The 26,025-nt window shown below is 52.5% G+C and carries 23 protein-coding genes and 1 pseudogene; 13 read left to right on the forward strand and 11 right to left on the reverse strand.

The features are described from left to right. Positions 1-266: 266 nt before the first annotated feature. Positions 267-719: pseudogene (locus F3J37_RS08495) on the forward strand (integrase core domain-containing protein); the annotation flags it as partial. 229 nt (positions 720-948) lie between these two features. Here the strand turns inward: F3J37_RS08495 and F3J37_RS08500 are convergent. Both F3J37_RS08500 and F3J37_RS08505 read right to left on the reverse strand, forming a co-directional pair. After that, the gene (locus F3J37_RS08500) at positions 949-1,644 is read right to left on the reverse strand and encodes a winged helix-turn-helix domain-containing protein (protein ID WP_240154085.1); all 696 of its coding nucleotides are present in this window, start codon (positions 1,642-1,644) and stop codon (positions 949-951) included. 27 nt (positions 1,645-1,671) lie between these two features. Beyond that, positions 1,672-2,544, reverse strand: coding sequence for a phosphorothioated DNA-binding restriction endonuclease (locus F3J37_RS08505; protein WP_166932989.1), 873 nt, complete (start codon positions 2,542-2,544; stop codon positions 1,672-1,674). 399 nt (positions 2,545-2,943) lie between these two features. On the opposite strand from F3J37_RS08505, the gene F3J37_RS08510 reads away from it, so the two are divergent. Continuing rightward, positions 2,944-3,570 carry a response regulator gene (locus tag F3J37_RS08510; protein WP_166932991.1) on the forward strand — a complete coding sequence of 209 codons (627 nt, stop codon included), beginning with the start codon at positions 2,944-2,946 and terminating at the stop codon, positions 3,568-3,570. Between the two features lie 13 nt (positions 3,571-3,583). Here F3J37_RS08510 and F3J37_RS08515 read toward each other — a convergent pair whose 3' ends face one another. Both F3J37_RS08515 and F3J37_RS08520 read right to left on the reverse strand, forming a co-directional pair. Continuing rightward, the gene (locus F3J37_RS08515) at positions 3,584-7,192 is read right to left on the reverse strand and encodes an ATP-binding protein (protein ID WP_166932993.1); all 3,609 of its coding nucleotides are present in this window, start codon (positions 7,190-7,192) and stop codon (positions 3,584-3,586) included. 7 nt (positions 7,193-7,199) lie between these two features. Next, on the reverse strand, positions 7,200-7,823 hold the full coding sequence (locus F3J37_RS08520; RefSeq protein WP_034828290.1) for a response regulator: 624 nt from the start codon (positions 7,821-7,823) through the stop codon (positions 7,200-7,202). 737 nt (positions 7,824-8,560) lie between these two features. Here F3J37_RS08520 and F3J37_RS08525 point away from each other — a divergent pair. Then, complete coding sequence (locus F3J37_RS08525) at positions 8,561-11,260, forward strand: cation-transporting P-type ATPase (RefSeq protein WP_166932995.1); 2,700 nt, start codon at positions 8,561-8,563, stop codon at positions 11,258-11,260. Between the two features lies 1 nt (position 11,261). On the opposite strand, the gene F3J37_RS08530 is transcribed toward F3J37_RS08525, so the two are convergent. Both F3J37_RS08530 and F3J37_RS08535 read right to left on the reverse strand, forming a co-directional pair. Next, positions 11,262-12,263: an AI-2E family transporter gene (locus tag F3J37_RS08530; RefSeq protein ID WP_034828294.1), complete on the reverse strand. Its 1,002-nt coding sequence runs from the start codon at positions 12,261-12,263 to the stop codon at positions 11,262-11,264. 63 nt (positions 12,264-12,326) lie between these two features. Further along, positions 12,327-13,430, reverse strand: coding sequence for an AI-2E family transporter (locus F3J37_RS08535; protein ID WP_166932997.1), 1,104 nt, complete (start codon positions 13,428-13,430; stop codon positions 12,327-12,329). A 182-nt stretch (positions 13,431-13,612) separates the two neighbouring features. On the opposite strand from F3J37_RS08535, the gene F3J37_RS08540 reads away from it, so the two are divergent. Further along, positions 13,613-13,852, forward strand: a complete 240-nt coding sequence (locus F3J37_RS08540) for a DUF1272 domain-containing protein (RefSeq protein ID WP_058960815.1) — start codon at positions 13,613-13,615, stop codon at positions 13,850-13,852. Here the strand turns inward: F3J37_RS08540 and F3J37_RS08545 are convergent. Further along, on the reverse strand, positions 13,825-14,316 hold the full coding sequence (locus F3J37_RS08545; RefSeq protein ID WP_166932999.1) for a 2-thiouracil desulfurase family protein: 492 nt from the start codon (positions 14,314-14,316) through the stop codon (positions 13,825-13,827). The genes F3J37_RS08540 and F3J37_RS08545 overlap by 28 nt on opposite strands. Before the next feature lie 214 nt (positions 14,317-14,530). Between F3J37_RS08545 and F3J37_RS08550 the strand changes: the two genes are divergently transcribed. From F3J37_RS08550 to F3J37_RS08560, 3 genes are all read left to right on the forward strand, one after another. Continuing rightward, on the forward strand, positions 14,531-15,019 hold the full coding sequence (locus F3J37_RS08550) for a hypothetical protein (RefSeq protein ID WP_166933001.1): 489 nt from the start codon (positions 14,531-14,533) through the stop codon (positions 15,017-15,019). A 102-nt stretch (positions 15,020-15,121) separates the two neighbouring features. Next, positions 15,122-15,595, forward strand: coding sequence for an RcnB family protein (locus F3J37_RS08555; RefSeq protein ID WP_034828301.1), 474 nt, complete (start codon positions 15,122-15,124; stop codon positions 15,593-15,595). Between the two features lie 108 nt (positions 15,596-15,703). Further along, positions 15,704-16,531: a Cof-type HAD-IIB family hydrolase gene (locus F3J37_RS08560; RefSeq protein WP_097117446.1), complete on the forward strand. Its 828-nt coding sequence runs from the start codon at positions 15,704-15,706 to the stop codon at positions 16,529-16,531. Between the two features lie 159 nt (positions 16,532-16,690). Here the strand turns inward: F3J37_RS08560 and F3J37_RS08565 are convergent, their stop codons facing one another. Next, complete coding sequence (locus tag F3J37_RS08565; protein WP_166933003.1) at positions 16,691-17,836, reverse strand: iron-containing alcohol dehydrogenase; 1,146 nt, start codon at positions 17,834-17,836, stop codon at positions 16,691-16,693. 292 nt (positions 17,837-18,128) lie between these two features. Between F3J37_RS08565 and gntT the strand changes: the two genes are divergently transcribed. Continuing rightward, positions 18,129-19,445: a gluconate transporter gene (gene gntT / locus F3J37_RS08570; RefSeq protein ID WP_166933005.1), complete on the forward strand. Its 1,317-nt coding sequence runs from the start codon at positions 18,129-18,131 to the stop codon at positions 19,443-19,445. A gap of 47 nt (positions 19,446-19,492) precedes the next feature. Here gntT and F3J37_RS08575 read toward each other — a convergent pair whose 3' ends face one another. Continuing rightward, a complete protein-coding gene (locus F3J37_RS08575; protein ID WP_058960811.1) occupies positions 19,493-20,575 on the reverse strand; it encodes a malate/lactate/ureidoglycolate dehydrogenase in 1,083 nt (360 codons plus the stop codon). A 108-nt stretch (positions 20,576-20,683) separates the two neighbouring features. After that, positions 20,684-20,929, reverse strand: coding sequence for a hypothetical protein (locus tag F3J37_RS08580; RefSeq protein WP_008103719.1), 246 nt, complete (start codon positions 20,927-20,929; stop codon positions 20,684-20,686). Positions 20,930-21,188: 259 nt separating this feature from the next. Between F3J37_RS08580 and F3J37_RS28625 the strand changes: the two genes are divergently transcribed. From F3J37_RS28625 to F3J37_RS08595, 4 genes are all read left to right on the forward strand, one after another. Next, positions 21,189-21,272 (forward strand): small membrane protein YohP, encoded by an 84-nt coding sequence (locus tag F3J37_RS28625; protein WP_017346848.1) that lies wholly within the window; start codon positions 21,189-21,191, stop codon positions 21,270-21,272. 601 nt (positions 21,273-21,873) lie between these two features. Further along, a complete protein-coding gene (gene pagP / locus F3J37_RS08585) occupies positions 21,874-22,446 on the forward strand; it encodes a lipid IV(A) palmitoyltransferase PagP (protein WP_034829022.1) in 573 nt (190 codons plus the stop codon). Between the two features lie 150 nt (positions 22,447-22,596). Next, a complete protein-coding gene (gene cspE, locus F3J37_RS08590; RefSeq protein WP_034829024.1) occupies positions 22,597-22,806 on the forward strand; it encodes a transcription antiterminator/RNA stability regulator CspE in 210 nt (69 codons plus the stop codon). Between the two features lie 357 nt (positions 22,807-23,163). Then, positions 23,164-23,595: a GNAT family N-acetyltransferase gene (locus F3J37_RS08595; protein ID WP_034829026.1), complete on the forward strand. Its 432-nt coding sequence runs from the start codon at positions 23,164-23,166 to the stop codon at positions 23,593-23,595. Here F3J37_RS08595 and F3J37_RS08600 read toward each other — a convergent pair. Further along, complete coding sequence (locus F3J37_RS08600) at positions 23,573-24,928, reverse strand: aminotransferase-like domain-containing protein (RefSeq protein ID WP_058960809.1); 1,356 nt, start codon at positions 24,926-24,928, stop codon at positions 23,573-23,575. The genes F3J37_RS08595 and F3J37_RS08600 overlap by 23 nt on opposite strands. A gap of 135 nt (positions 24,929-25,063) precedes the next feature. Here F3J37_RS08600 and F3J37_RS08605 point away from each other — a divergent pair, with 135 nt between their 5' ends. Then, positions 25,064-26,023 carry an ABC transporter substrate-binding protein gene (locus F3J37_RS08605; protein WP_045816520.1) on the forward strand — a complete coding sequence of 320 codons (960 nt, stop codon included), beginning with the start codon at positions 25,064-25,066 and terminating at the stop codon, positions 26,021-26,023. Positions 26,024-26,025 lie beyond the last annotated feature (2 nt).

Below are 26,025 nucleotides of genomic sequence, written 5' to 3' on the forward strand. Positions count from 1 at the left end.
CAGAATGGATGGAAGACTATAATAACTGGCATCCCCATAAAGGGCTGAAAATGCAGTCACCAAGGGAATACAGAAGTTCGCTACTAGCTATAAATTAACCGTGTCCGTTTTAGCGGGGGCAACTCCACAGACGAGTTTCTGGTGGGTGATTGTTGCCGGTTAGACAGTTTACTGACAGAACCGTATCGGCCCAGCATCTGCGGCTGTCTCGCCGCGCTCAGCTATCCCGTTTTAGATTCTGATTCTGCTGGATTTTGCGGCTTCATGATGATTTTAACCGTGAAGCACTGGCGATAGAAATCGATCTGAATATTCCGGCTCAGAGAATGACACGGGTATTGGACAGTATGGTGGTAAACCGTGGATATCCGCTAAAGATGAGGATGGATAACGGGCCGGAACTGGTATCGCTGGCCTTGGCTCAATGGACAGAAGAACACGGGATGACACTGGATTTTATCAAGCCAGGTAAGCCAATACAGAATGCCTCTATCTAACGGTTTAGCCGGACGTACCGGTCAGAAATTTTGGTTTACCTGTTCAGGACCCTGAATGAAGCGCGGTAAATTACAGCGCGCTGGCTGACGGAATATAACAGCGAGCGGCCTAATGAATCCCTGAATAATCTGATGCCGGAAGAGTGCCGGCTGATAGCTGAAAAAAAACGGAGATCTAAAAAATTGCGTGGAACTAAAACGGGTGTGTTAAGATTTAATTGAACTCATTTCCTTATGTTTGTGTTTAATATAAAAACTCTAAGGGATTCTAACTTTCTTACAAGAGAGTCTCAATGTTTTTGTTGAATTATAACCTGTTCTGAGTATGTAATTAAATTCTCAATTCTCAATTCTCAATTCTCAATTCTCAATTCTCAATTCTCAATTCTCAATTCTCAATTCTCAATTCTCAATTCTCAATTCTCAATTCTCAATTCTCAATTCTCAATTCTCAATTCTCAATTTTCCCTGAAGTTAATATTCGTTTTTTAATATTTACACGGTCCTTTAAAGCCTTCAGTTCTTCAATAGTGAGTGATGGTTTCTGTCTATGGATCATTGCATGACAATTAGGGCAGACAGGACGAAGGTCCTTTATTGGATCCAATTTGTAACGCTCTCCTATCTCAGAAAGAGGAGTAATATGATGGACGTGTATGTAGTCCTTACCGATTTCACCATACACGTCCTTAAAGTCCATATTACACACGCTACATTGACAGCCGTAATAGTCTATACATTTATCTCTAGCTGTTTTACTTCGTTCGTATTTGTTAACCTTGATCTGTTTTACTGCACCTTCATAAAAGGTTTCTGAAACATCATCTGGATAAATAATATCTACTGTAATAGAAAGCGATTCAGCTTTTCTGATGCCCTCTGGAGTGAGCTTCCAAATGCCACGGCCTGATTCGTTTACATTGTAGATGTATTTGTAGTCAACAAGTTTTCTTTTCGCCCATTGGACCATGTTTTTCCATTGAGAACGGTTACTATCATCAGGTATCAACTCGTTCATTTCTTCATTTGAGAGGCCAAGCGCCTTCCCCAGAGGCTCATAACATGATGAAGGATTTACTTCACCACCTTGGTTATAGATATTTAAAAGCAAGGGTATTTCGATCTCTTTATAACTTGGGAAAGCCATATTCACCACCATCAAATTGTATTTGAATTACTTCCTAAATATTTCTCTTGTATGCCACGCAATGAAACTAGCTTGTGGATGATTTTCTTTCTGCATGGGGAGATTGATTTGATTTCCTGAGAAGTCCCAAAAAAGTCTGGATACAATGCTATTGCCATTTACCGCAGAAGATATTTGAATCCGCATATCTTCATCCACGCCAATAGAACCTTTATCAAATGCTTTATGATGGATTGCGCAGAGCGCTATACCATTTGCGATCTCACATGGACCTCCATGCTGCTTCCACTTAATATGAGCAGCTTCAAGCGCAATTGAGGCACTATCATGTCGCATATTGAAACCACAGATCGCGCACTGGTAGTTATAAGCACGTAATACTTGCTGCCGAAACAAAGGATCTCGCTGTTTACGAATTTCCAAGAGATTAAATCCTAGCTCGTCGGCCAGTTCTTCCTGAATGCTTTCAGTAAAATGTGCTTTGAGGATTTGCTCAGCTAAAGAGTTGATTAAGGTCTTACTCTTTATCAAAAGAGTGTAATGCTGCTGGTCAAAACCACCCGCAACATGATGTTCAACCAATTCTCCCGCAGGTGGTTGTCTGCTTGTACCTGATGTGGAACAAAGTTCCGCATTTCTGAGTTCCCAAAATCCATCACCCTGCAAGCGCCAAAATGGCATATCAGGTCGGTATTGGGCGCGCTGAGGTCCAAATCGTTCCAAGAGGCTATGCAGGTTGTCCCTTATTTCTGAACCGTAATCAAATAGGCGCTCATGGCCATTTTGATACCCCGCTAATACATACAACAGCAGCAACGGCTTATGCGGAGCACGTTGGTCGCCTTTACGCCAGATTGTGATGTTAGTGATTGCCTGTTGCAGAGTTTTGATGGAAGCCATTGATTTCACTATCAGACAAATAATTTTGATAATGCTCGCAAAATACTTGTTGATCAAGATTGATGGAAGATATCTATGACGTAATTGCAAGTCTCTGACTTGTTAAATGTTGTCATCCATTCCTGCACCTGTTGTAAGACGAAGATGAAACGGGCTGAAAGCCTGGAGCTGCCACGCCATCCGACAGAGATAAAATCCATACCCTGTTCCCTTCAAACACGCATTTATTTTAGCGATCCCCACATCCACCGATATAACCGTTAAGGGATCGTTTTCGGAGAGTGGTGGCTGGCGAGACAAGGAAGAGTCAATTTGGCGCTGATGCCTGACGGTTAATGACGCAAGTCAATTCACCCAGCCGCTCTACTTTATCGGTCAATGCGCGGGACGGGGTGAAAAATGGAAAAGGTACTGATTGTTGACGATCATCCAATCACGCGATTAGCGCTCAAGATACTGATTGAAGAAGATAATCGGGTAGTCGTAGGTGAAGTGGGCGATGGCATTCGGGCTATAAAGTTTGTGAAAAAACTGCAGCCGGATTTAGTGATTATTGATATCGATATCCCGGTGCTCAACGGTATCGATGTCATCAAGCGTGTGCGCCAGAGCGGGCACAAGAGAGGCATTCTGGTGCTCTCCGGCAAAGACAGCGAGCACTATATCCGCCGCTGCGCCACGGCGGGTGCCAACGGATTTATGAGCAAATGCAAAGAGTTAACCGAGCTGAGAGATGCGATTCGCGCTATCAGCAAAGGATATGCCTTTTTCCCGATGAATTGTGCGCGTCAGGGCTTGCATCTTGAGGATGAAAACAGCGACCAGCGCAAAATTGACGAACTGTCGCCCAAAGAGCTGAATGTATTGCGTCAGCTGGCGCGCGGCGAGAAAGTGGTGGATATCGCGCGAGGCATGAACATCAGCGATAAGACCGTCAGCACCTATAAAAGCCGGCTGATGATGAAGCTGGAGTTAAAGAATCTGGTGGATGTGCTCGATTTTGCCCAGCGGCACAATCTGGATTGAGACGCTCGGCAGTTCATGCGCTGAACTCGTCTTTGAGAAAGGTTTCGATTGCCTGATTCAACACTTGCACGCAGCCCAGCGTTTCATCGAGCATCTGGCCGAGATGGCGTTCATCGACTGGGGCGCTACAGGCTTGCTCTAATTCGCGGCACTGATCGGCAATCGATATGGCGCCGATGATCTGCACTGAACCTGCCAGACGGTGCAGGCTGCGCTCCAGCGCGGGCCAGTCGCGATTGTCGAAACAGGCGCAGGCCACCTGCATATCCTGCAGATTCTCATCGCGGGTGGCGCTGAGCAGGCGCTGCAGCATCTCGTTGTCCTGATGAGCCAGTTCGCGCAGGGCGTTAAGATCGAGCAGATGATTCAGCGCGACATGGCCGGGATAGTGCACAACAGCAGGGCGCGGCACCCTTTGCAGCAGTGCTTCCAGCTGCGGCAGGCGCAACGGTTTGAACAGGCAGTCATCCATGCCCGCTTCCAGGCAGCGCGATCGCTCTTCTGGCTGCGCGTTGGCGGTCAGTCCCATAATGGTGAGCGGTTCACGCTGTTTTTTACGCAGTTCGCGCGTCAGGGTGAAGCCATCCATTACCGGCATGCTGCAATCGGTGATCACCAAATCAATCTGGTTTTCCTGCCACAGCCACAGCGCCTGTTCGCCATCCTCGGCTTCGATCACTTTGTGTCCCAGTCGGGTGAGCTGGCGTTTCAGCAGCAGGCGGTTGGCAGGATGATCATCCACCGTCAGGATGGTTAACGGCAGGCCACAGGCATCTTGCTGGCGTATCGGTTCCACCGGCGCGCTCACCGCTTCACGACAATCCACCGGGATACGCACGCAGATGCGCGTGCCGCGTCCCGGTTGGCTGTGCAGCGTCAGGCTGCCCGCCATCATCGCCACCATTTGTTCACAAATCGCTAATCCGAGTCCGGTGCCGCTCTGTTTTTTGCCCGATGCGGATTGTTCGTAAGGATTGAATATCAGCTGCTGATCCTCTTCGCTGATGCCGATGCCGGTATCCTGCACCGTGAGTTCCAGCGTGGCGCGATCGCCTTCGCCGGGTTTGCTGCGCACCTGCACTTCGACCGTGCCGCGCTCGGTGAATTTGATGGCGTTGCTGATCAGGTTGGAAAGGATTTGCCGCAGACGCATCGGATCCAGCAGCAGTTCGTCCGGATGTAGCACATCAATCTGATAGTGCAGCAGCAATCCTTTCTGGCGCGCCAGCCCTTCAAACACGCGCACCACCGGTTCGGCCAGGGTATCGAAGCGCACCCATTCCGGCGACAGCTCCAGCTTGCCCGATTCGATTTTCGCCATGTCGAGGATATCGCCAATCAGCCCCATCAGCGATTGCGCGGATTCATAGGCGACGCGCACCGACTCTTTATCGCACGGTTGTTGCAGGCGATTGGCGACCGCCAGCTCCAGCAAGCCAATAATCGCGCTGATCGGCGTGCGGATTTCGTGGCTCATGGTGGCGAGGAAGGTGCTTTTGGTGCGGTTAGCCTGTTCGGCGCGCTCGCTGGCCTGCAGCAGATCGCGGGTCAGTTGTTCATGTTCCGTCACATCCTGCCAGCTGCAAATCATCCCGGCGAGGTTGCCGTGATTATCGCGAAACGCCACCGCGCGGTGGATGACATCACGCAGTTCGTGGCCGTTATCGATCTGGCCGCGCTGTGGTGTCATCTCCATTGACGTTTGTTCCGCCAGTAAGGCCATTTGCGCCTGGCAAATAGCGTGCAACGGATGCGCGCTGTCACTGAGCGGCAATTGGCTGATATTGGAGTGTGCATCGTTGAAGAACTGGCTCCAGGCCGGATTTTTGTTGGTCATCTCGCCTTTGTGGTCAATGACGTAAATCGGCACCGGCGTGCCGTTGAACAGGATTTTCTGGAAGGTGGCTTGTTCCTGCAGTCGCGCCTGCGCCTCTTTACGCTGACGCACCGCGCGATGCAGATGGTAGTTCCAGAACAGTGAGGTGATCACCAGCACCGCGAAGATCCCCGCCAGCCCGTAAAACTCGTGTCGATAGGCCATCCAGGTGTCGAGTTTGACATCGGGCGTGCCCTGCCATTTCATCGCCAGCAGCGAGATATCGCGCGGCGGGATGGTCGCCAGCACCTTGTTCAGGATGCTTAGCAGTTCCGGATTATCGCGCCCCACGGCAAAGGCAATCCGCGCGGGATTTTCCCCGAGGCGTGAGACAATCTGCAGGCGATTGCTGAAGTAGCGATCGATCATGTAGCGCGCGGCAATCAGGTTATTCACCGCGCTATCCACCCGACCTTCATTCACCATCTGTAGTGCAATACTGGCGTTCTCAACGGTGACCAACTTGATGTGGGGGAAATTTTCCTTCAGCCAGCCGATGAGCTCATGCTGGGGCGTAATCGCCAGCGTGTCGGTGTCATTGAGTGATTTGGGCGCACCCAGCGTGTTTTTGCTCACCAGCACATACGGCGGCAGCACGTAAGGGCGGGAGAAGAGGGCGCGCGCTTCACGCTGCGGGCTGTGGGCCAGCGAGCCAACCAGCTCAACTTCATGGCGGCTGAGCCGGTCGAACATTGCGTTGACGGAAGAGGCTTCGATCATGGTGAAGTCGATACCGGTGCGCAGGTGGATCAGGCGCAGTAAATCCGCGGTCATGCCGTTAAATTTGTTGTGCCGATCTTTCAACGTGAAAGGCGCATCGAGCGGGTTCATCACCACGCGCAGCGTCTGATGCTGAGCCAGCCAGCGCCGCTCACGGTCGGTGAGTTGCAGAGGCGGCGCCGCCATCATCGGCGGCATGCTTTGCACCCATTGATGGAAGATGGCTTTGTGCTGCTGCAAGGGAATGGCATTCAGCACCGCATTGACGCCCCGAAACAGTGGCGCATTGCGGATGGGCAACACAAAGCGCGGTCCGGCATCGGTGGGCTCAAAAATGCGTATCACGGAAAGCGTTGAGGCGTAGTTGCGTTCAATCAGGTAGTTGGCGGTGTTGAGATTGCCAATAAAGTAGTCGTTTTCGCCAAAGGCTAATGACGCCAGCGCGCTGAGCGCAGAAGGATAGCGAGTGATTTTTGCTTCCGGATAGCGCGCCTCGATCCAGGCATCGCTCAGGTAGCCGCGCGGCATGGCGATTTGCATCGGCGAATTATCATCACTCATTTCAGACATGATGTTATCGCGTGACACCATCGCAGGGTAATCAGAGGCAAACGCAGTACTCAATAATAGCTCTGCCGCAGTAGGTTCCGGGCTGCCCGCGCTGTCCACCAGCATATCGACCTTGCCTTGCTGCAGGGCGTCAAGCGCCGCACTGCGACTGCTGTAATAGTGCGTGTTGATGTGCAAACCCAGATAATGCAGAACTAAAGCGGTGTAGTCTGCGGAGATCCCTTCCAGCGTGTTGGCATCGATCACCATATCGAACGGCGGATTTTCAGGCGCGTAAATCGCAACGCTGACTTCGCGCTTTTCGCCCAGCCAGCGCCAGTCGTTGTCGGGGAGATCAAAGGTCAGCAGGACATTTTGTTCACGGCTGACCAACTGCATGATGCGGGGATCTTCAGCCCTGACTGGCTGGCTCATCAGGCAGAGCATCAGGCCAATCAGGAGGAGTAATTTAACCATCACTCTGTCAGGCGATATTATTGCGTTTGGCAAACTCGTAAAGGCCGACCATATTTTGAATGTCGAGCTTTTCCATTAATCGGCGTTTGTAAGTACTTACCGTTTTATCACTGATTTTCATCCGCTGTGCCATTTCCACCACTTTCATTCCTTTGGATAAATACACCAGCACCTGCAATTCTTTACTGGAGAGGCCGGCAATTTTATTTTTGTCTTCCTGAATATCATCCGGTAAACCCTGACGTCGGCGATTTAAAGGAAAGAAGCCATATCCGGCATTAATCGCGCGAATGGCATCGTGCAATTCGGTCATGTTATTGCGCTTGCTAATAAAACCATCGGCACCCGCAGTGGCGCTGCGCTTGATGTAGTGGTCAACGTCCTTGCCGGTCAGCACCAGAATGCCGCCGTTAAAGCCGTTGTGGCGCAGCCTCTGTACCAGATCGATGCCGTTGTAAGAAGGCATATCGATATCCACGATGATCAAATCCGGCGACAGTTTCTTGGTGAGCGCTAATGCTTCAAATCCGTCATCCGTTTCGCCCACCACATTCATGTTGTCCGTTTCAAGCAGCAGTCTTAATGCCATCCGAACCACCGGATGGTCATCAACGATAAGAACTTCCTTCATATGGCTGTCCTGTTTATTGCGGTGAATGGAATATTCATAAGGATTGGTTTTATTGGTTAGCAGATTTTAAGAGTAAAGTTTAAATGGCGCAAATAATTATTTTGTAAGGTTTTCCTGATGCAATAAATATCATGACCTGACGTGTTATTTATATAATTACTATGGTTTTTAATCAGCTTTCTAATTATGCGATGAGTCGTTTAAATTCAGTGATGTCACTGGGCGTTGAGGTGATAAGTTCGACGTAAAACAGTAAAAAGTTTTCACTGTGGGTAAATGTTAAGGTGTGCAGGTAGTGGTCTTATCGGGGCGAGACGAGAAATCAGAGTCTCGCGTCGGAAAGACGAAGTGTGACCTTGTTTAGATTGGGTTTAATTTTACCTGAAGGTAAAGTTATTTATGTGATCCTAAGAGTAACGTCATAAAATGTCACTGAACTAATAGTCATGCCAGTAAGTAACCTTGCATAAATAAACAAGTGAAATTTTTATAACGCGCTGTTTTAATTGATTAAATTTATGTTTTTGTTGTGATTTTTTATCGGTAAATAAAGCATTATCACCTCTGATTTCCAGAGTGTGATTAATTCAACACTGAATGATTATTGGCGATGTTAATTAACGGTCTAATTAACTAAAACATGACCCCGGTCATCTCGGTAAAGATTAATAATATTAAACTGGGCTTTTGTTTTACTCTCCTTTTTTCATTTTATTGTCAACCGCACGGGGTGAAATATGACCGTTGTTCCTTTCCGTCCAGATCGATCGGATTCATCTGATCGGCCCTTATATCAGCTCGACAGTGCCAGCGCTTTTATCCGCTTAAACAGTTCGCCCAGTGGCTTGCAGACCGAAGAGGCGAGGGCGCGTCTGGCGGCTAACGGGCGCAACGTGCTGCCACAGAAAGCCGAAAAATCACTGCTGATGCGCTTTCTGGCGCACTTTAAAGATGTGCTGATCTACATCCTGCTGGCGGCAGCGCTGATTACCGCGGTGATGGGCCACTGGGTGGATACCTTTGTCATTCTCGGCGTTGCTGTCATCAATGCACTGATTGGATTTATCCAGGAAAGTAACGCCGAGAAGTCATTGAAAAGCATTCAGAACATGCTGTCGAACGAAGCGATGGTATTGCGCGATGGACGGCAGATGACGGTACCGACCGAAGAGCTGGTGGTCGGTGACGTGGTGTTACTGCGTCCTGGCGACAAGATCCCTGCCGATCTGCGTTTGTTCGACGTGCACAATTTGCGGGTAGAAGAAGCCATCCTCACTGGGGAATCCACGGTGGTGTCCAAATTAAGCGATGCGCTGGAAGGCGAAAAGTCGCTCGGCGATCGGCTGAATCTGGTTTATTCCGGCACCACGGTGAGTTCTGGCACTGCCGCAGGTGTGGTGATCGCCACTGGCGGTGATACCGAGTTGGGGCACATCAACGCGATGATCTCCTCCATCGAAGAAGCAAAAACGCCGTTGCTGGTGCAGATTGAAAAACTCGGTAAGGCGATTTTCTATATCATTTTGCTGATGATGGCCGCGCTGTTCGTGTTCGGTTATCTGCTGCGCGACATCCCGCTGGCGGAACTGCTGCTGGCGGTGATCAGTCTGGCGGTGGCGGCGGTGCCAGAGGGGTTACCGGCGATTATATCGATCATTCTCTCACTTGGCGTGCAGTCGATGGCGCGCAATCACGCCATTATTCGCAAGCTGCCAACGGTCGAAACCCTCGGTGCCATGTCAGTGATCTGCTCCGATAAAACCGGCACGCTCACCATGAACGAAATGACGGTGAAAGCGCTTGTGCTGGCGAACAGTCACTGGCGCATCAGTGGCAACAGCTATGAGCCGAAAGGGGAGTTCCATCTGGAAAGCGGCCAGCGTGATGAGGCGCTGCTCAACGGCTTTTTACAGACGGTAGATATCTGCAACGAGAGCCAACTGAGGCAGGATAATCAGGGGCACTGGGGGATTGTCGGTGGCCCCACCGAGGGCGCGCTCAAGGTGCTGGCGGCGAAAGCAGGCATCAATTCGGCAAGTGTGCAGGTGCTGAGCAAGCTGCCGTTTGACTCGGCCTACAAATACATGGCCGTGAGTTGCCTGATTGATGGCAAAGCGTGCCTGTTACTGACGGGCGCACCGGATGTGCTGCTTGCGCTGTGCCAGCAGCAGCAGGGCGCGCAGGGTGCCGAAGCGCTGGATCGCGATTACTGGAACGCCGCAATCACCACTTATGCCAGCGAAGGGCTGCGCACCGTGGCCGCCGCCTGGCGCTGGCTACCGGAAGGCCGACAGCAGATCGATCACGCCGAACTGCGCGAGGGCATGATGATGCTGGGTCTGGCGTGCATGATGGATCCGCCGCGTCCGGAAGCGATTACCGCCATACGCGACTGCCAGCAGGCCGGGATTCGCGTCAAAATGATCACCGGCGATCACCCGGAAACGGCGATGGCCATCGGTCAGATGTTAGGCATCGGCAACAGTGACAGCGCCGTCACCGGTTATCAGCTGGAGCACATGGATGATGCGGAACTGGGCAAAGCGGCTCGTGAGTACGACATTTTCGCACGCACCAGCCCGGAACATAAGCTGCGTCTGGTGAAAGCGCTGGCAGAGAGTGGGGAGATTGTCGGGATGACCGGCGATGGGGTGAATGATGCCCCTGCGCTGAAACAGGCCAATGTCGGCATCGCCATGGGCATCAAAGGCACCGAGGTGACCAAAGAGTCGGCGGATATGATTCTGGCGGATGATAACTTTGCGACTATCGCGGCGGCGGTGAAAGAGGGGCGTCGCGTTTACGATAACCTGAAGAAAACTATCCTGTTTGTGATGCCGACCAACCTCGCGCAGGGGCTGTTGATCATCATCGCCATTCTGATGGGCAATCTATTACCGCTGACGCCGGTGCAGATTCTCTGGATGAACATGGCGACCTCGGCGACCCTGTCATTTGGGCTGGCATTTGAAGCCGCCGAGCGCAATATCATGCGTCGGCCGCCACGTAACGTGCGCAGCCATGTGATGGATGGTTACGCCATCTGGCGAGTGATTTTCGTCGGGCTGCTGATCTCGATTAGCGCCTTTGTGCTGGAAGCCTGGCTGCAGCCGCGCGGTTACTCGCCGGAGTTTATCCGTACGGTGCTGCTGCAGATGCTGGTGACTGCTCAGTGGGCGTACATGCTCAACTGCCGCAACAGCAATGGCTTCTCACTGGATGCTGGCTTGCTGAAAAATCGCGGTATCTGGCTGGTAACGCTGGTGCTGGTGGCGCTGCAGGCGATGATTATCTATCTGCCGCTGATGAATACGCTGTTTGGCACCGAGCCGCTGCCGATTAAATATTGGTTTATTTCGCTGGCAGTCAGCGCCGGGATATTTGTGCTGGTGGAAATTGAGAAGCATCTGACGCGCGGCTGGCGCGTCGCCCGATAACTCACTCTGGCTGGCGCAGTGCCAGCCAGACTTTTTTCAGCAAGAAGGTGAGAGGAATCGCCAGTATCGCACCGGTCATGCCGAGTAGCGCTTGCCAGAACAGGAAGGCCAGCAGCTGCACGGTCAGGGTGAGATTGAGGCGCTTGCCGAGCATCAGCGGTTCCAGCACCGAACTGAGCAGCAGGTTCAGCACCACAAAGAATCCCACCATCATCAGGCTGGTTTGAGTATCGAACAGGATAAAGGTTTGGATCACCGGCGGAATGGCCGCGAGAAAGGAACCGAGCACCGGAATGTAGTTGAAGATAAACATCAGCACGCCCCACAAAAAGGCGAACTTCAATCCCAGCAGATGCGCCATGCCCCAGACAATCACGCCGCCCAGCAGGCCGGTCAACGTTTTCACCCGCGCATAAACAATCACACTCTGAATCCCTTCTTCCAAAGCGATAAACAGCGCAGTGTGCTGTTTACTGGCGCGCAGGGTGCGTTTCAGCAGCGGCAGCTCAATCAGCATAAACAGCAGCATCAGGAACACCATCAGCCACCACGAAAGCAGGCCGGGGATTAACGACAGTTGATAGGTGACAAAGCGCACCACCGCACCGGCATCGACAAAATTCAGCATCTCATCGGCGGTGAGGGCAATGCCCATCTGGCTCAGAGAGAGCGTCAGGTATTGCAGCTTGGCTGCTACCAGATTGGGTGCCTGACGGCTGAGTTTGATCAGGTCGGGCGCGGAGGCGCTAAGTGACATGATGGTGATGACGATCAGCAGCAGCAAAATCACAATCACCAGCAGAGAAGAGAGCGTACGTGGGATGCCGCGTCGCGCCAGGCGGCTAATCAGCGGATCGAGCATCACGGCAAGAAATATCGCCAGCAGCACCTGGTTGATCAGCGGCGCACCAAGGCGCAGCCCAAACAGCACAAGGGTCAGACATGCGAGCAAAATAAGCGCCTGCGCTAGCGGCGCGAAAGATTTTAACCAACCCTGGTACATCGATGCAGTTCTCCGGTAAACGGGCGGTTGCCGTGTGCAGCAACCGCCTGACAGGGAAAGGCCTTACTCGCGCGATTTCCCCTCTTCAATCACTTCTTCGTCGATTACCTCGACATTGTCGCGGTTGTCGCGCCCGGAGAGCAGGTTCCAGCAGGCGATAAACAGCGCGGCAATCAACGGGCCGATCACAAAGCCATTGATACCGTAAACTTCCATGCCGCCCAGCGTCGAGATCAGGATCAAGTAGTCAGGCATTTTGGTGTCTTTTCCGACCAGCAGCGGACGTAAAATGTTGTCTACCAGACCGACGATCACCACAAAGAAGCCGACCAGGAACAGACCTTTCCATATCGCGCTGGTGGCGAAGAAGAAGATTGCCGCAGGCACCCAAACGATGGCGGAACCGACCGCCGGGATCAGCGACAGGAACGCCATCAACGCACCCCACAGCAAGCTGCCGTCAATGCCGGTGAACCAGAAGGCAAGACCGCCCAACACGCCCTGAACCACCGCGACCACCACCGTGCCTTTGACGGTAGCGCGTGAGACGGCGGCAAATTTCACCATCAGGTGATGCTTCACGTAGGTAGAGAGCGGCAGTGCTTCCAGTATCAGATTCACCAGCCATGGGCCATCCTTCAACAGGAAGAACAGCAGATACAGCATCACGCCGAAGCCAACCGTAAAGGTGAACGTTCCTTTACCGATCATGAACACGCTGCCTGCCATGTATTGGCCGCCTTTGAGGGCAAATTCAGACAGTTTCTGCTGAATCTGGCCGGCATTGTTGAGGTTGTGTTCCGCGAGATAACTCTGCGCCCAGTTCGGTAAGTGCTGCATTAATTCGGCAAACACCGTCGGGAACTGTGACGAGCTGTTCTGCAGTTTGGTGTACACAGTATTGACTTCAACTACCATCGACGAGGTGATAATCGCTAATGGCGTGAACACGATCAGGCAGATGATTGCCAGAGTGGCAAAGGCAGCGAGCCCGTTACGATCGCCCATTTTGCGGCGCAGCAATGACTTCAGCGGATGGAAGATCACCGCCAGAATGGCTGCCCAAAAAATGGCAGAGAAGTATGGTGTCAGCACATCAAAAAAGGCGTAGGTGACTATCGCCAAAATAACAACAAAGAAGCCGAAGTTAAGTCCTTTAATACGCATTCAATTGTCTCGTGAGTAAACGTGGCGATTGAACTATAGAACGTGATTAGCGGAATGTAATGCTTTTAGGCCACGCGTGTGGACATCGGATGTCCCGATTTGTCCTGCTGATGTCTGCAAGCGGGCTGGTGCAAGGATTGAATCGCGGTGATGATGGTGAAAAATCTGACTGGAGATGAACCATGCTGGAACTGCGTCCCAACTGCGAATGCTGTGATAAAGACTTACCGCCGGACTCACCCGATGCGCGCATCTGCTCGTTCGAATGTACCTTTTGTGTCGAGTGCGTGGAAACCACGCTGAATCATCGTTGCCCGAACTGTGAGGGTGAGCTGGTGCGCCGTCCGGTGCGTCCGGCGGCGGCGTTAGCACGCCATCCGGCTTCGACCACGCGTCATTTGTCGGCTTCCGCGACACGCTGAATGAGTTCGTCAAGCTGCGCTTCGTTGAAGACTTCGATGCCATGCTGGCGCAGCAGGGCGGCGGCCACCCCATTGCCTGCAATTTTTTCGCCGCTGAAGTGGCCATCATAAATCTGCCGACTGCCACAGGTTGGGCTGCCATCGGTGAGCAGGGCAAAACGACACTGCGCCTCCTGCGCGGCGCGCAACGCCAGCCAGGCGGCCAGCACATAGTGCTGAGTGACATCATCGCCGTTTGATTCGATAATTTTCGCCTCACCCTTGAGAACCTGTTCAGCATTACCGCCACGAATTTCAGCGGGCAATCGCGGGGTGTTCAGGCCTGCCGCTAACTCGGGGCAGTGGATCACCAGACGATGTTCGGCGCGCCACCGCGCCAGTGTGCGAGAGATGAGCAACTTATCGCTGCCATTATAACGAACCGTCAATCCCATCAGGCAGGCACTGACTAATATTCTTTCCATGACTCCATCCTTCGGAAATAAATCGAAGCGGTAACGTAATATTCTAACGCTGATATCGAAGTTGAAATAAAAATCCATTAAGCGAGGTAAAGCCTGCGCTATATTTAGCGCGATATTAATCACGATTGTGAATTAATCGAGGTGCTGCAGGATTCTAACGTATTAATGCCGGGTAAATTGATGAATAACGCTGAAGTCTGATTAATGAAAGGGTTTGCCGACGCAGGTTGAAGGGAATGGTATTGATTTAGCAGTGTTTTATCGCCTGGTGGTTGTGTGGTTATCGTTGGGGGCAGGTTCGTTTCTATCACCACGACGGTGCGAAATTTATCAAACCGCTATTCTGGTCAGAGCACAGACCTTATTTGTGCATCAGATCCCTCGCACAGCAGATTATTTTTCTGCGCCATTTTATTTTTACGGTTTTTTCCGAAAAGCAGGGGTTTTTAAAAGAATTTTGCATTTTAAAATGGTATTGTTTATCCGCAATGCTAGTGATGTGGCGTTGTGTGCTTCAGTTTTACCCTCAACTTTAGGGTTTACCCGCTTTATGCAATTTATGGAAATAGCATTCTCCACCCGATCCTCGCGATCGGGTTTCTTTCCTCTCCGCTGTAGTATGAATCCGCTGACTTTAAGACCAGATAATGTCAGAAAAGACACAACCGTTAAGAAATCGATAATTTGTAGTAATTTAATGTAAGTCTGCGGTTTTTAAGAGTTTTGGAAATCCTCTTTTGCTTTTGATTGGTGAATAGTGTCTCTCGACGGCGCAGTAACTGCCGTTATCATTGGAGGCAACATCATGAAAAAAACAACATTAAGTCTTATTGCGTCACTTATTGCATGCAGCACACTGTTTTCTTCCGTCTCCTGGGCAGATGGCCCGGGCGACCAGCGCTGGCAGCAGCACGGCGGCGACCAGCATCAGGATCATGGGCGTGGCCCTGACCATGGCGGCGATCGCGGCCCCGATCATGGCTACAACCATGGCCCGGACCGTGGCCCGGATCACCATGACCGTTATGCCGACCATCGTGGCCCAGATGGACACCATGACGGCGATCACTTCGCCTGGAACGGCCATGACTTCCGTCGCGGTCACCCGATGCCGCCAGAATTCCGTGGCCCGCACTATCGTGTAGATGACTGGCGTGAACGCCGTTTGCCAGAGCCGCCGCGCGGTGAGTACTGGTCTTACATTGACGGCAATTACGTCCTGATTGCTGCCGCCACTGGCGTGATCACCTCGCTGCTGCTGAACGGCGCATTTAACTAATCTCCCCCACGGATGGCTACGGCCATCCGTGTTTCTCTCTGCTTTCTGCCCTCACCAGGTTATTCTCTATGCGACCCTTTTTTCCCTACAACGCGCTAAGGAGTCATGATGACCGTGGTAAAAATGGTGGCAGTAGACAAGGACGGCACCTTTCTCGACGATAAAAAGCAGTACAACCGGGCTCGTTTTCAGGCTTGTTATGAAGAGATGAAACGGCGCGGCATCAAATTTGTGGTCGCCAGTGGCAATCAGTATTACCAACTCAAATCCTTCTTCCCCGATATCTCCAGCGAAATTGCCTTCGTCGCCGAAAACGGTGCATGGATCATCGATCGCGATGAAGAGCTGTTCTGCGGCGCATTCAGCCGTGACGATATCGATGCGGTACTCGACACCCTGCACAACGGGCACTACCCGGAACTGCGTTATATCCTCTGCGGACGTGAAAGTGCTTACTACTTCGAAGGTCTCGACGAGAGCTGGCTGGTGAAGATGCGCCACTACTGCCATCGTCTGAAGCCGATTCGCAGCCTCGATGAGGTCGCGGATGACAAACTCTTCAAGTTCGCCCTCAATCTTTCCGATGATTATGTTGAACCATTAATGGCCGATATCGAACGCCTGCATCAGGGTTCGGCCGCAGCGACCTCCAGCGGCCACGGATCTGTGGATCTGATTGTGCCTGGCAATCACAAAGGGCATGGGCTCGATCTGCTCGGCAAACGCTGGGGCATCGATCGCAGCGAGATTTTGGTGTTTGGCGATGGCGGTAACGATCTGGAGATGTTGCAGCAATCGGGCTTTAGCTTCGCCATGGCGAATGCACCGCAAAAAGTGAAAGATGCCGCACGCTATGAAGCGCCCAGCAACAATGAAGAGGGTGTGCTGCAGGTGATTGAACAGATGCTGGCGGGCAAACCGCCGTTTAGCCTCTGAGCGTCATCTGACACTTAATTCATTGTTTGCTTTGCCGATGCGCGGGGCGTATGCAGGTGCGGCGAGATGAAGCGGCACGACATTGCGCTGTAAAGTGGCGGGAAAGTCATGTTGTGCGGGTGTGCTTTGGCGCGCCCGCACCGTCTAAATCAACCGATGTTATGCAACGTGCCAGGCCGCAGTAATCATCTCGGTGAGGGTGGGGGCATCGTAACTGACCCAGCCGTTTTTACTGTTGGCGCGCGCGACAATCCAGTCAACGTCGGTGGCGCTCAAGGTCGGCCCATCCTGCCAGAACGGCACAATCGCATGCGCCTGCAACCAGGCTTTGAGCGCCAGCGCGGGCGGCGCCGGATCGTCCGGTAACAATGCTTGCCCCAGCTGTGTCATCAAACGCTTCTGTTCGGCGTGTTCGGTTTCCGCCAGCACATCGAGGAATGGGAACAGCAAACGTCCACACACTTCTCCGTGATGGAAAGGTTTGATGGCGCCCAGTTCACCGGCAATCCCATGAATCACGCCCAATCCCGCACTGCTCAGGCAGACACCGCCCAGCCAGGAAGCCATCATCATCGCTTCTCGCGCTTCATCACCATGTGCATCGTCACGATTCAGGTTTGGCCACGCCTGAAAGAACAGCCGCAGCCCATTCAGCGCCGTTTGTTGGGTAAACAGATTGCCTTTGCGCGACAGATACGCTTCAAACAGGTGGGTAAAGGCATCAATGGCGCAGGTGGCCAGTACGCTATCCGGTGTGCCCTTGAGCAAATCGGCATCCAGAATCGCCACCTGTGGCACAAACACCGGATGGCGCAACGAGGCTTTCACCTGAATATGCTGCTGATCGGTCACCACGGCGTTTTGCGTCGCCTCACTGCCCGTTCCCGCAGTGGTGGGAATGGCGATCAGCGGCAGAGTGATCGCCTGAACCGGCGTATCACCCACTTTCTCCAGGTAGCGTGCGGTGTTGAGCGGATGCTGCATCATGGCGCTGAAAGCTTTAGCCGCATCCAGCACGCTGCCGCCGCCGATCGCTACCACGCGATCCACATGGCCGCGCCAGCGATTCACCCAGGCATCAATTTCATCGGGCGAGGCTTCATGGCTGACAATTTCATAGCCCAGAATCTGGTCATTGAGTGCCGCGCCCAGTCTTTGCCAGGCGGGACCGTTGAGGAAAGAGCGGCCACAAAACAGCAACGTCGGTTGGGGATGGGCAGCTAGCAGCGGCAATAATCGGTCAATACTGCCACGTCCAAACAGGGTTTGTTGATTACTGTACAACTCGATCAGATTCTCACTCACCTGCAGATCCTTTTTTTGAAGGGCATAAAGACCTTAGTGTAACCAAAAGCGGTGACGCCCCCGCTGCAAACATTCTGATAACTGCCTGGCAAAAAGTTGATCACCTTCGCAAAACAGAAATTCCCCCCGCACGGCTGATGCTTTGTGCGCAATGTTACCCTTAACATGATACCCGTAACATTGTGCGACAGACCGCGTGCCTCTCAGCGATGTCACCGAATCGACTGTCCTTTGGGATCAACAAAACAAACCGCTGCCGACATGCTGTCGTGCGCAAAAGTGGAGAAAAATTATGCCATTACTCTATGTGGCGATTGGCGTAGCCTTACTGCTGCTGTTAATGATTCGCTTCAAGCTGAACGGATTTATTGCGCTGATCCTGGTCGCGCTGGCGGTGGGCATGATGCAGGGTATGCCCGTCAACAAAGTGATTGGATCGATCAAAACCGGCGTGGGCGGCACACTTGGTAGTCTGGCGCTGATCATGGGCTTTGGCGCGATGTTGGGAAAACTGCTGGCTGACTGCGGCGGTGCCCAGCGTATTGCCACCACGCTGATTGCTAAATTTGGTCAAAAACACATTCAGTGGGCGCTGGTCTTAACCGGCTTCACGGTGGGCTTCGCGCTGTTCTATGAAGTGGGCTTTGTGTTGATGCTGCCGCTGGTGTTCAGCATCGCGGCGTCGGCGCGTGTGCCGCTGTTGTACGTCGGCGTGCCGATGGCTGCGGCATTGTCGGTGACGCACGGTTTCCTGCCTCCGCATCCAGGTCCAACGGCGATTGCGACGCTGTTCAACGCCGATATGGGTAAAACGCTGCTGTATGGCACTCTGCTGGGTATTCCGACCGTGATTCTGGCGGGCCCGGTGTATGCGCGCTTCCTGAAAGGCATCGACAAACCGATTCCTGAAGGTTTGTGGAACCCGAAAACCTTTACCGAAGCGGAAATGCCCGGCTTTGGCGTCAGCGTCTGGACGGCGTTAGTGCCGGTAGTGCTGATGGCCTTGCGTGCCGTGGCGGAGATGGTGTTGCCGAAAGGGCATCTGTTGTTGCCGTATGCGGAGTTCTTTGGTGACCCGATTATGGCAACGCTGATTGCGGTACTGATCGCCATCTTCACCTTTGGTCTGAACCGTGGACGTAGCATGGATGAAGTGATGGGCACCATCACCGACTCGATCAAAATCATCGCCATGATGCTGTTGATCATTGGTGGCGGCGGGGCGTTCAAGCAGGTGCTGGTGGACAGCGGCGTTGATAAATACATCGCGGGTATGATGCACGAGACCAATGTATCACCGATCTTTATGGCGTGGTCCATCGCGGCGGTGTTGCGTATCGCATTGGGTTCAGCCACCGTGGCGGCGATTACCGCCGGCGGGATCGTTGCACCACTGATTGCCACCAGCGGTGCCAGCCCGGAGCTGATGGTGATTGCCGTGGGTTCCGGCAGCGTGATCTTCTCTCACGTCAACGATCCGGGCTTCTGGCTGTTCAAGGAATACTTCAACCTGACCATCGGTGAAACCATCCGCTCCTGGTCCGCGCTGGAAACCATTATTTCGGTGTGTGGTTTGGTCGGCTGTTTGCTGCTGGCTAACGTGATCTGAAGGAAATCAGCTGAGGCGATGTGCCTCAGCTTTCTTATTACTGGGGTCTACTGCGCCAGCGCGCGGAAGGCCGCCAGCTCTTCATCGGACATGCCCGCTTGTAATGCCGCTGCACAAATCTGTTCCCAACTGTTGCTGTCGAGCGGAATCCCCTCGCGATCGCGTTCGATACGATTCTGTTCTTCCCATTCACCTGGCACCTGAATCGGTGCATCGCCGCTTTGTGGCGAGCGTTTTACCCATTCGAGGAACGATTCTGCTTCTTCCTGCATCGCCGGGGCATCAAACGCTTCGGGATTAACGATGATGGTGGTCATGCAGTTGAAAATGGCGTCATGGCTGCTGACCAGCGTGGCATCGTGCGTGGTGCGACCACCGGAAAGCGCACCGCCCAGAATTTCGCACATCGTGGCCAGCGCGTAACCTTTGTGCAGACCGAAGGGCATCAGCGAGCCATAAGGTGCCTGATGCATCACGCCGGGTTCGGTGGTGGGTTGCCCCTGATGATCGATCAGATAACCGGGCGCGACCTGTTGCCCTTTGTTCCATGCCACGCGTGTTTTGCCGTAGGCAATCCCGCTGGTAGCGAAATCGAGCAGCAGCGGTTTGGCATTTTGGCGTGGGAAGATGGCACAGAAGGGGTTGGTGCCAAAACGACGGTCGCTACCGTTAAAGGGCGCAACCATCGGATCACCCATCACGTTGACGAAATGGAAAGAGACGAATCCTGCCGCTGCGCACTGTTCCGCCCAATGACCGATACGACCAATATGGTGGGAATGGTGTAAGCCGACTGCAGCGATACCCAGCTTCGCTGCACGCTCAATACCCAACTGCATCGCCTGATGTGCCGCCACCTGACCAAAGCCGTTATGTCCGTGCAGGGTGAGCACCGCACCGGCATCCTTTTCAATGGTGGTGTGCTGGTTCAGTTGCAGGAATCCCTGCTTCAGTGAGCTCATATAGCTCGGGATCATTCCTACACCGTGTGAATCGTGACCGGCCAGATTGGCGGCCACCAGATGGTCAGCCACTAAACGTGACTCTTCGGCGCTGCTGCCGGCATGTAACCAAATGGCCTGAACAAATTGATGTAACTGGGAAGGGGGAAGTCGGTAAAGGGCACTCACGCGGTCAATCTCCTTGTCATGTTCGATAATGCATCCTGCGCTTAAAGCTATCATTACCGCAAGTGAGTGTTATCAAAAGCAAAGGGCCACAATCTGTGGCCCAAAAACTCAATGCGGCTGTTCAAAGCCCGCTTTCACCATCTGATCGCGCAACGCGCGGGTAATTTCACGGTTCCCACCCGTGACCGGATAAATGACATTGTTGACGACATCGTCAAGGTAATGCTCTTCAAACTCTTGCATGGTGAGTTGGGTGCCACCCTCATCATTAATAGCAATGCTGCCACTGATGTGGTTGCCGTAATCCTTTGCCTTCAGGCTGTAACGCCCCATGCTGGTATTAATCGTGCTCATAAGATCTCCTTGTTACGTAGGCAGTGATAACAATTGAGGCCTGCTAGAGGCGCTGTAAGTTTAGACAGCACGAGCCGGCGGTGCGCAGCGGGAGAGAGAGATAAAATCGCGACATGCGACCCGTCTCGCAGAAATAAAACTGAACGGAAGGCAACGCTCATCACCATGCGTGACAGTGCTCGCACTGCACAGCGAACGCAGAATGATCATCTATACTGGATAACAGGCGCGTTATTTTTCATCACTGAAGGAGCGAACAATGAAAATAATTCTGTGGATTATTGCCATCATTTTTATCGTGGGATTACTGACGATTACGGGTGTATTCAAACTGATTTTTTAGCATGAACAGGCACCTGAGGTGCCTGAATTCTTTATTCTGCCCGGGACGCGGCAAATTCGCTCAATGTCAGCATTGCCGGAATCAAGTCCCGCCAGTCAATCGGTTTATCACAACCCGCGCAACACGCACCATGGTGTGGGTTATTTCTATCCTCTTCCACTTTCGGCAATGTGAAATAAAATTTAGCGCAGCCGCAGCGTCGACAGCGAATCGTCATTTCAATGTTCCTCCCTCTCCATCCTGGAAAGATGAGATTTATCTTATTCGCCCTCAGAGTTCAATTCATAAATTTAATTAATTTATTTCTGATGTAAATGATTGTCGTTAAGTTACTGAAAATTAAGTTGTCTCTCTGGGTGATTATCACGCAGAGAGTGCATTTAATGTGCATTTTTCCTGACGTCCGGGATATTTCTTTCTATAGAAAAACCACAACCTAATCTAAATCATCGGAAAATAATGGTGTAACACAGACTATCCCTGGAGTTTTTAGCCGCCTTTTTAGATATCGTTTTAAGTTGTTACGCTAATAATCGCCCACTCACCGAATGCGCCTTTTTACTGGGGGCGAATTTAAGAGATGACTTAATAGGATTTTTTTGTGAATCGGCACATTTTATCCGCACTTTTGGGCGGAATTTTGACGTTACCCATGACGTTTTCGGCATCAGCAGTCACAACATCGCAAGCCATTGAGGCGGGATGGAACACATTTAGCACCAATGTTGAGCAAACCTGGTCGCAGCCACAGCATCATGACTTTTACCTGCCCGCTATCACCTGGCATAACCGCTGGACCTATGATGACGAGCATATCGAAAAGTATAACGAGCGGCCGTGGGGTGCAGGTGGCGGTGTCTCTCGTTGGGATGAGAAAGGCAACTGGCATGGGCTCTATGCCATGGTGTTCAAAGACTCGTTCAACAAATGGGAGCCTATCGCTGGCTATGGCTGGGAAGCGACCTGGCGGCCATTGAACGACCAGAATTTCCACATCGGTGCAGGCTACACCGCGGGCGTCACCGCGAGAGATAACTGGCGCTATATCCCGGTTCCACTGGTTTTGCCATTAGCATCAATAGGATATGGGCCAGCCACTTTCCAAATGACTTATATTCCAGGGACTTATAATAACGGCAACGTCTATTTTGCCTGGCTGAGATTCCAGTTTTAGCGTGTGAAAAGCGTCAAAAAGTGTGAAGGGGATGCAAAAAATCAATATTTATCACTTTTTCATCAATTCTCACTGGACAAATGTCACCGCAATTGCTGTACTAGATGCCGACACAGTTTAGTGTCCATTTTTCATGTAAAGGTAATATAGATGTCCAAGATCAAAGGTAACGTTAAGTGGTTTAATGAGTCGAAAGGCTTCGGTTTCATTACTCCAGAAGATGGCAGCAAAGATGTATTCGTACACTTCTCTGCAATCATGAGCAATGGTTTCAAAACTCTGGCTGAAGGTCAGCGTGTAGAGTTCGAAATCACTGACGGCGCTAAAGGCCCATCTGCTGCTAACGTTATCGCTCTGTAAGTTAACAGTTAGAATTTTGAAAACCCGCCTAATGGCGGGTTTTTTTTGTCCTTTTTACATGTGCCACCAGGTCAGGGAATAGCCCAACACGGCCGCCATGGCGACGAAAAGCGCCATCACTTCATTGTAGCTACGTGGAATCAGGTTTTTCATGTGCGCGCCCCAGAGGTGTATTTCACTCAGCATCGCAAAGCCAGGTTAAGCCAACCTTAAGCCGTGATGACAGTCTGATGACAGGGCACATTCTGCGGCGTATTTCACAGAACCTGGCAGTAACATTCTCATAACAATCCTTACTTGCAGCTTTTTACGCAACAACGCTATATAACTGCATGCAAGGACTCATGAGGAGGCAGGATGAATATACGTCAGGCACTGGCAAAAGACAGTTTTGCCCTGAGTGCGCTGTTAACCGAACTGGGTTACAGCGGCACAGAAAAGTTTATTGATACACGTCTGGCGCAGTTATGCAGCCATCCCGACGAAATTTTATTGGTGGCAGAACACGGTAATCAGGTTCTGGGATTTCTCTCTTTGCACTTTATCCCCCAACTGGCGCTGCCCGGTGATTTCGCCCGCATCAGCTATTTTTGCATTGCGGAAGGCGAGCGCAGTAAAGGCAGTGGCCAACAGCTGCTCAGTCATGCCGAACAGCTAGCGCGTGAACGGGGCTGCGATCGCATGGAAGTGCATTGTCACGCTTCCCGCCTTAAAGCCAACCAGTTCTACTCGCGTGAAGGCTATGTGGAATCTCCGCGTTATCACATCAAAGATCTGGGCTCGCTTTAAGTTCACGCCCGGTGGCGATGACCAGCGCGTCAGCAATGCTTTCAAGCTGATCGAACGGGAGCAGCGAAGCACTGACGCGAATAAAGGGCTCGCCGTTGAGGCAACAGCGTTCTCCCGGCAGTACAGCGATGCCGCGTGCTGCCAGGGTGATCATGGCGTACTGCTCTGATTCCACCGGGATCTGTACGCTCAACCCATCTCGCTCTTCCAGTACCACTCCGCGTTTTGCCAGTGCCGCCAGTAACTGCTGGCGACGCTGCGCGTAAACGGTCTTCGCCTGTTGAATGCTCTGCTGTGTGGCCTCATCGGTGAGCATCCATGCCACCGCATCCTGCAAGATACGGCTGGTCCAGCTGACGCCGAAGTTACGCCACGACTGTAAGCGTTTCACCATGTCTGCCGTCGCGGATAACGCCGCCAGGCGCAGATCCGGGCCGTAGGCTTTGGAGAATGAGTGCACGTGGATGACCCGTTCCGGGAAGTGAAAACCCAGGCTCCAGGCCGGCCAGCGCGACAGATCGCCAATGCCATCATCCTCGACAATCATCGTGGTACTGTTCGCCAGCACCCTTGCTAACTCGGCACTGCGTCGCTGTGTCACGCTGTAGCCGGTGGCCGAATGCGTGCGCGGCTGATAGATAAACATCGCCGGTGATTTTTGCAGATGTGTGGCCAGCGCCGTGGGTATCGGCCCCTGATCATCACAGGGCAGCGGCAAAATTTCTGCGCCGATATTTTCCAGCATATCCAGCAAACGGGTGGCCGTGGGATTTTCAATCACCACCCGATCGCCCGGCGACAACAGCGTCTGCACAATCAGGTTCATGGCATCAAAACCGCCATCAGTGGCTAACCAGGCTTCCGCCGGATAGGGCCAGCGTGGACTGATGGCCGCTTGCAATTGTGGGGAGATCGCTTCGCGCTGATAGCTGTTTAACTCAGGCGAGGCAATCCCCGCGAGGATCGCCCGTTTAAGATCGGGCAGCAACGCCGGATCGGGTGACGCCATCGCCAGCGCCGCCCTGATGTTCTCGCCGTAGTTACCAATCTTCTCAAAGCGGATGGGGCGTGGCAGTACGCTGTTGCCACACACCCACACGCCACTGCGTCCTTTACCCGCCAGCACTTTCTGCTTCTTCAGTTGCGCCCAGGCAGCAGAAACGGTTGCCGGACTGACGCCCAGCCGCTCCGCCAGTTCGCGCACCGCAGGCATTTGCATGCCAACAGCAATTTGGCCGTCCCGAATTAAGGATGAGGCGGTAAGCGTTATTCCCTTTACCGAAGCATCGTCTATTTGATGGCTGAGCCACTCGACATCTACCGTTTGCGTCATAAGAAAATCATTTGTTCAGTAACAAAGAATTGATTGTTCAGATTAGTATTCGCGTTTTAGACTCAAATTCAAGCACTATTTGCTGAATAAATAAACAGCGCCAGATCTCTGGCCGAAAACGGGGAAAGCACAATTATGGTAACCATCAGACTGGCGGTGCGTGACTGGGATTATTTCACCCCGCTGGCACTCGGCGACATCAAACCAGAAGGCTTCACGCTGGAGATTGACCGCGTGGGCACGCTGGTTGATAACCTCGCGACCAGCGACAAATACGACGCGGGTGAAGTGTCATTCAGCCGCTATGCTCAGGCATGCGCCAGAGGGGATAACGCACTGCTCGGCCTGCCGCACTTCCTGATGCGCGGCTTCCGCCAGCGCTGCATCATCACCACCGCTGACAGCCCGATTACCACGCCCGCTCAGTTGAAAGGCAAGAAAATCGGTGTGACCGGCTGGCAGGATTCTGGCAATACCTGGACGCGCACCGTGCTGCGTGAAGCTGGCGTAGAGATCGATGATGCGTACTGGTTTGCCGGCCGTCTGACTGAAGAGCATCCGATTGTGGATCGCCTCGCAGGCTTCGGCCGTCCGGGCCGCATCGAACCTGCACCAGGTGAGCGCCCGCTGATCGAACTGCTGAAGGCCGGTGAGCTGGATGCGGTGTTCACGCCCTTTATGCCAGAAGGTTTCTTCCTGAAAAATTCTGGCCTGCGTCAATTGCAAAACGACTTTGTGACCGCCGAGCGCGACTACTTTAATCGCGTCGGCTACGTGCCGGGTATCCATCTGCTGGCGATGAAACCGGCACTGGCGGAAATGCATCCCTGGCTGCCGCAGGCGTTAAGCGAAATCATCGATCGTTCGTACCAGATGTGGATGCAGAAACGCGAGAAATACGCCGACACCACACCGTGGCTGCTGGATGATTTGCGACGTACCGCGCAGGAATTACCGGCGGACTGGAATCAAAACGGATTCTCCGCTAACAAAAAGATGATCGCCGATTTTGCTAACGAGCTGTTCCAGCAAGGCTTAACCAAAACATTACTGACGCCGGAAGCAATTTTCCCGGCAGCAGTGCAAGGGGAGTGAAG

Source organism: Candidatus Pantoea communis (assembly GCF_011752685.1).
In the GTDB taxonomy this organism is placed as follows: domain Bacteria; phylum Pseudomonadota; class Gammaproteobacteria; order Enterobacterales; family Enterobacteriaceae; genus Pantoea; species Pantoea communis.

Excerpts from the sequence above, each read along its gene's own strand:
- F3J37_RS08500 (WP_240154085.1), bottom strand. The coding sequence starts at position 1,644 with ATGGCTTTCCCAAGTTATAAAGAGATCGAAATACCCTTGCTTTTAAAT.
- F3J37_RS08505 (WP_166932989.1), bottom strand. The coding sequence starts at position 2,544 with ATGGCTTCCATCAAAACTCTGCAACAGGCAATCACTAACATCACAATC.
- F3J37_RS08510 (WP_166932991.1), top strand. The coding sequence starts at position 2,944 with ATGGAAAAGGTACTGATTGTTGACGATCATCCAATCACGCGATTAGCG.
- F3J37_RS08515 (WP_166932993.1), bottom strand. The coding sequence starts at position 7,192 with ATGGTTAAATTACTCCTCCTGATTGGCCTGATGCTCTGCCTGATGAGC.
- F3J37_RS08520 (WP_034828290.1), bottom strand. The coding sequence starts at position 7,823 with ATGAAGGAAGTTCTTATCGTTGATGACCATCCGGTGGTTCGGATGGCA.
- F3J37_RS08525 (WP_166932995.1), top strand. The coding sequence starts at position 8,561 with ATGACCGTTGTTCCTTTCCGTCCAGATCGATCGGATTCATCTGATCGG.
- F3J37_RS08530 (WP_034828294.1), bottom strand. The coding sequence starts at position 12,263 with ATGTACCAGGGTTGGTTAAAATCTTTCGCGCCGCTAGCGCAGGCGCTT.
- F3J37_RS08535 (WP_166932997.1), bottom strand. The coding sequence starts at position 13,430 with ATGCGTATTAAAGGACTTAACTTCGGCTTCTTTGTTGTTATTTTGGCG.
- F3J37_RS08540 (WP_058960815.1), top strand. The coding sequence starts at position 13,613 with ATGCTGGAACTGCGTCCCAACTGCGAATGCTGTGATAAAGACTTACCG.
- F3J37_RS08545 (WP_166932999.1), bottom strand. The coding sequence starts at position 14,316 with ATGGAAAGAATATTAGTCAGTGCCTGCCTGATGGGATTGACGGTTCGT.
- F3J37_RS08555 (WP_034828301.1), top strand. The coding sequence starts at position 15,122 with ATGAAAAAAACAACATTAAGTCTTATTGCGTCACTTATTGCATGCAGC.
- F3J37_RS08560 (WP_097117446.1), top strand. The coding sequence starts at position 15,704 with ATGACCGTGGTAAAAATGGTGGCAGTAGACAAGGACGGCACCTTTCTC.
- gntT (WP_166933005.1), top strand. The coding sequence starts at position 18,129 with ATGCCATTACTCTATGTGGCGATTGGCGTAGCCTTACTGCTGCTGTTA.
- F3J37_RS08580 (WP_008103719.1), bottom strand. The coding sequence starts at position 20,929 with ATGAGCACGATTAATACCAGCATGGGGCGTTACAGCCTGAAGGCAAAG.
- F3J37_RS28625 (WP_017346848.1), top strand. The coding sequence starts at position 21,189 with ATGAAAATAATTCTGTGGATTATTGCCATCATTTTTATCGTGGGATTA.
- cspE (WP_034829024.1), top strand. The coding sequence starts at position 22,597 with ATGTCCAAGATCAAAGGTAACGTTAAGTGGTTTAATGAGTCGAAAGGC.
- F3J37_RS08595 (WP_034829026.1), top strand. The coding sequence starts at position 23,164 with ATGAATATACGTCAGGCACTGGCAAAAGACAGTTTTGCCCTGAGTGCG.
- F3J37_RS08600 (WP_058960809.1), bottom strand. The coding sequence starts at position 24,928 with ATGACGCAAACGGTAGATGTCGAGTGGCTCAGCCATCAAATAGACGAT.
- F3J37_RS08605 (WP_045816520.1), top strand. The coding sequence starts at position 25,064 with ATGGTAACCATCAGACTGGCGGTGCGTGACTGGGATTATTTCACCCCG.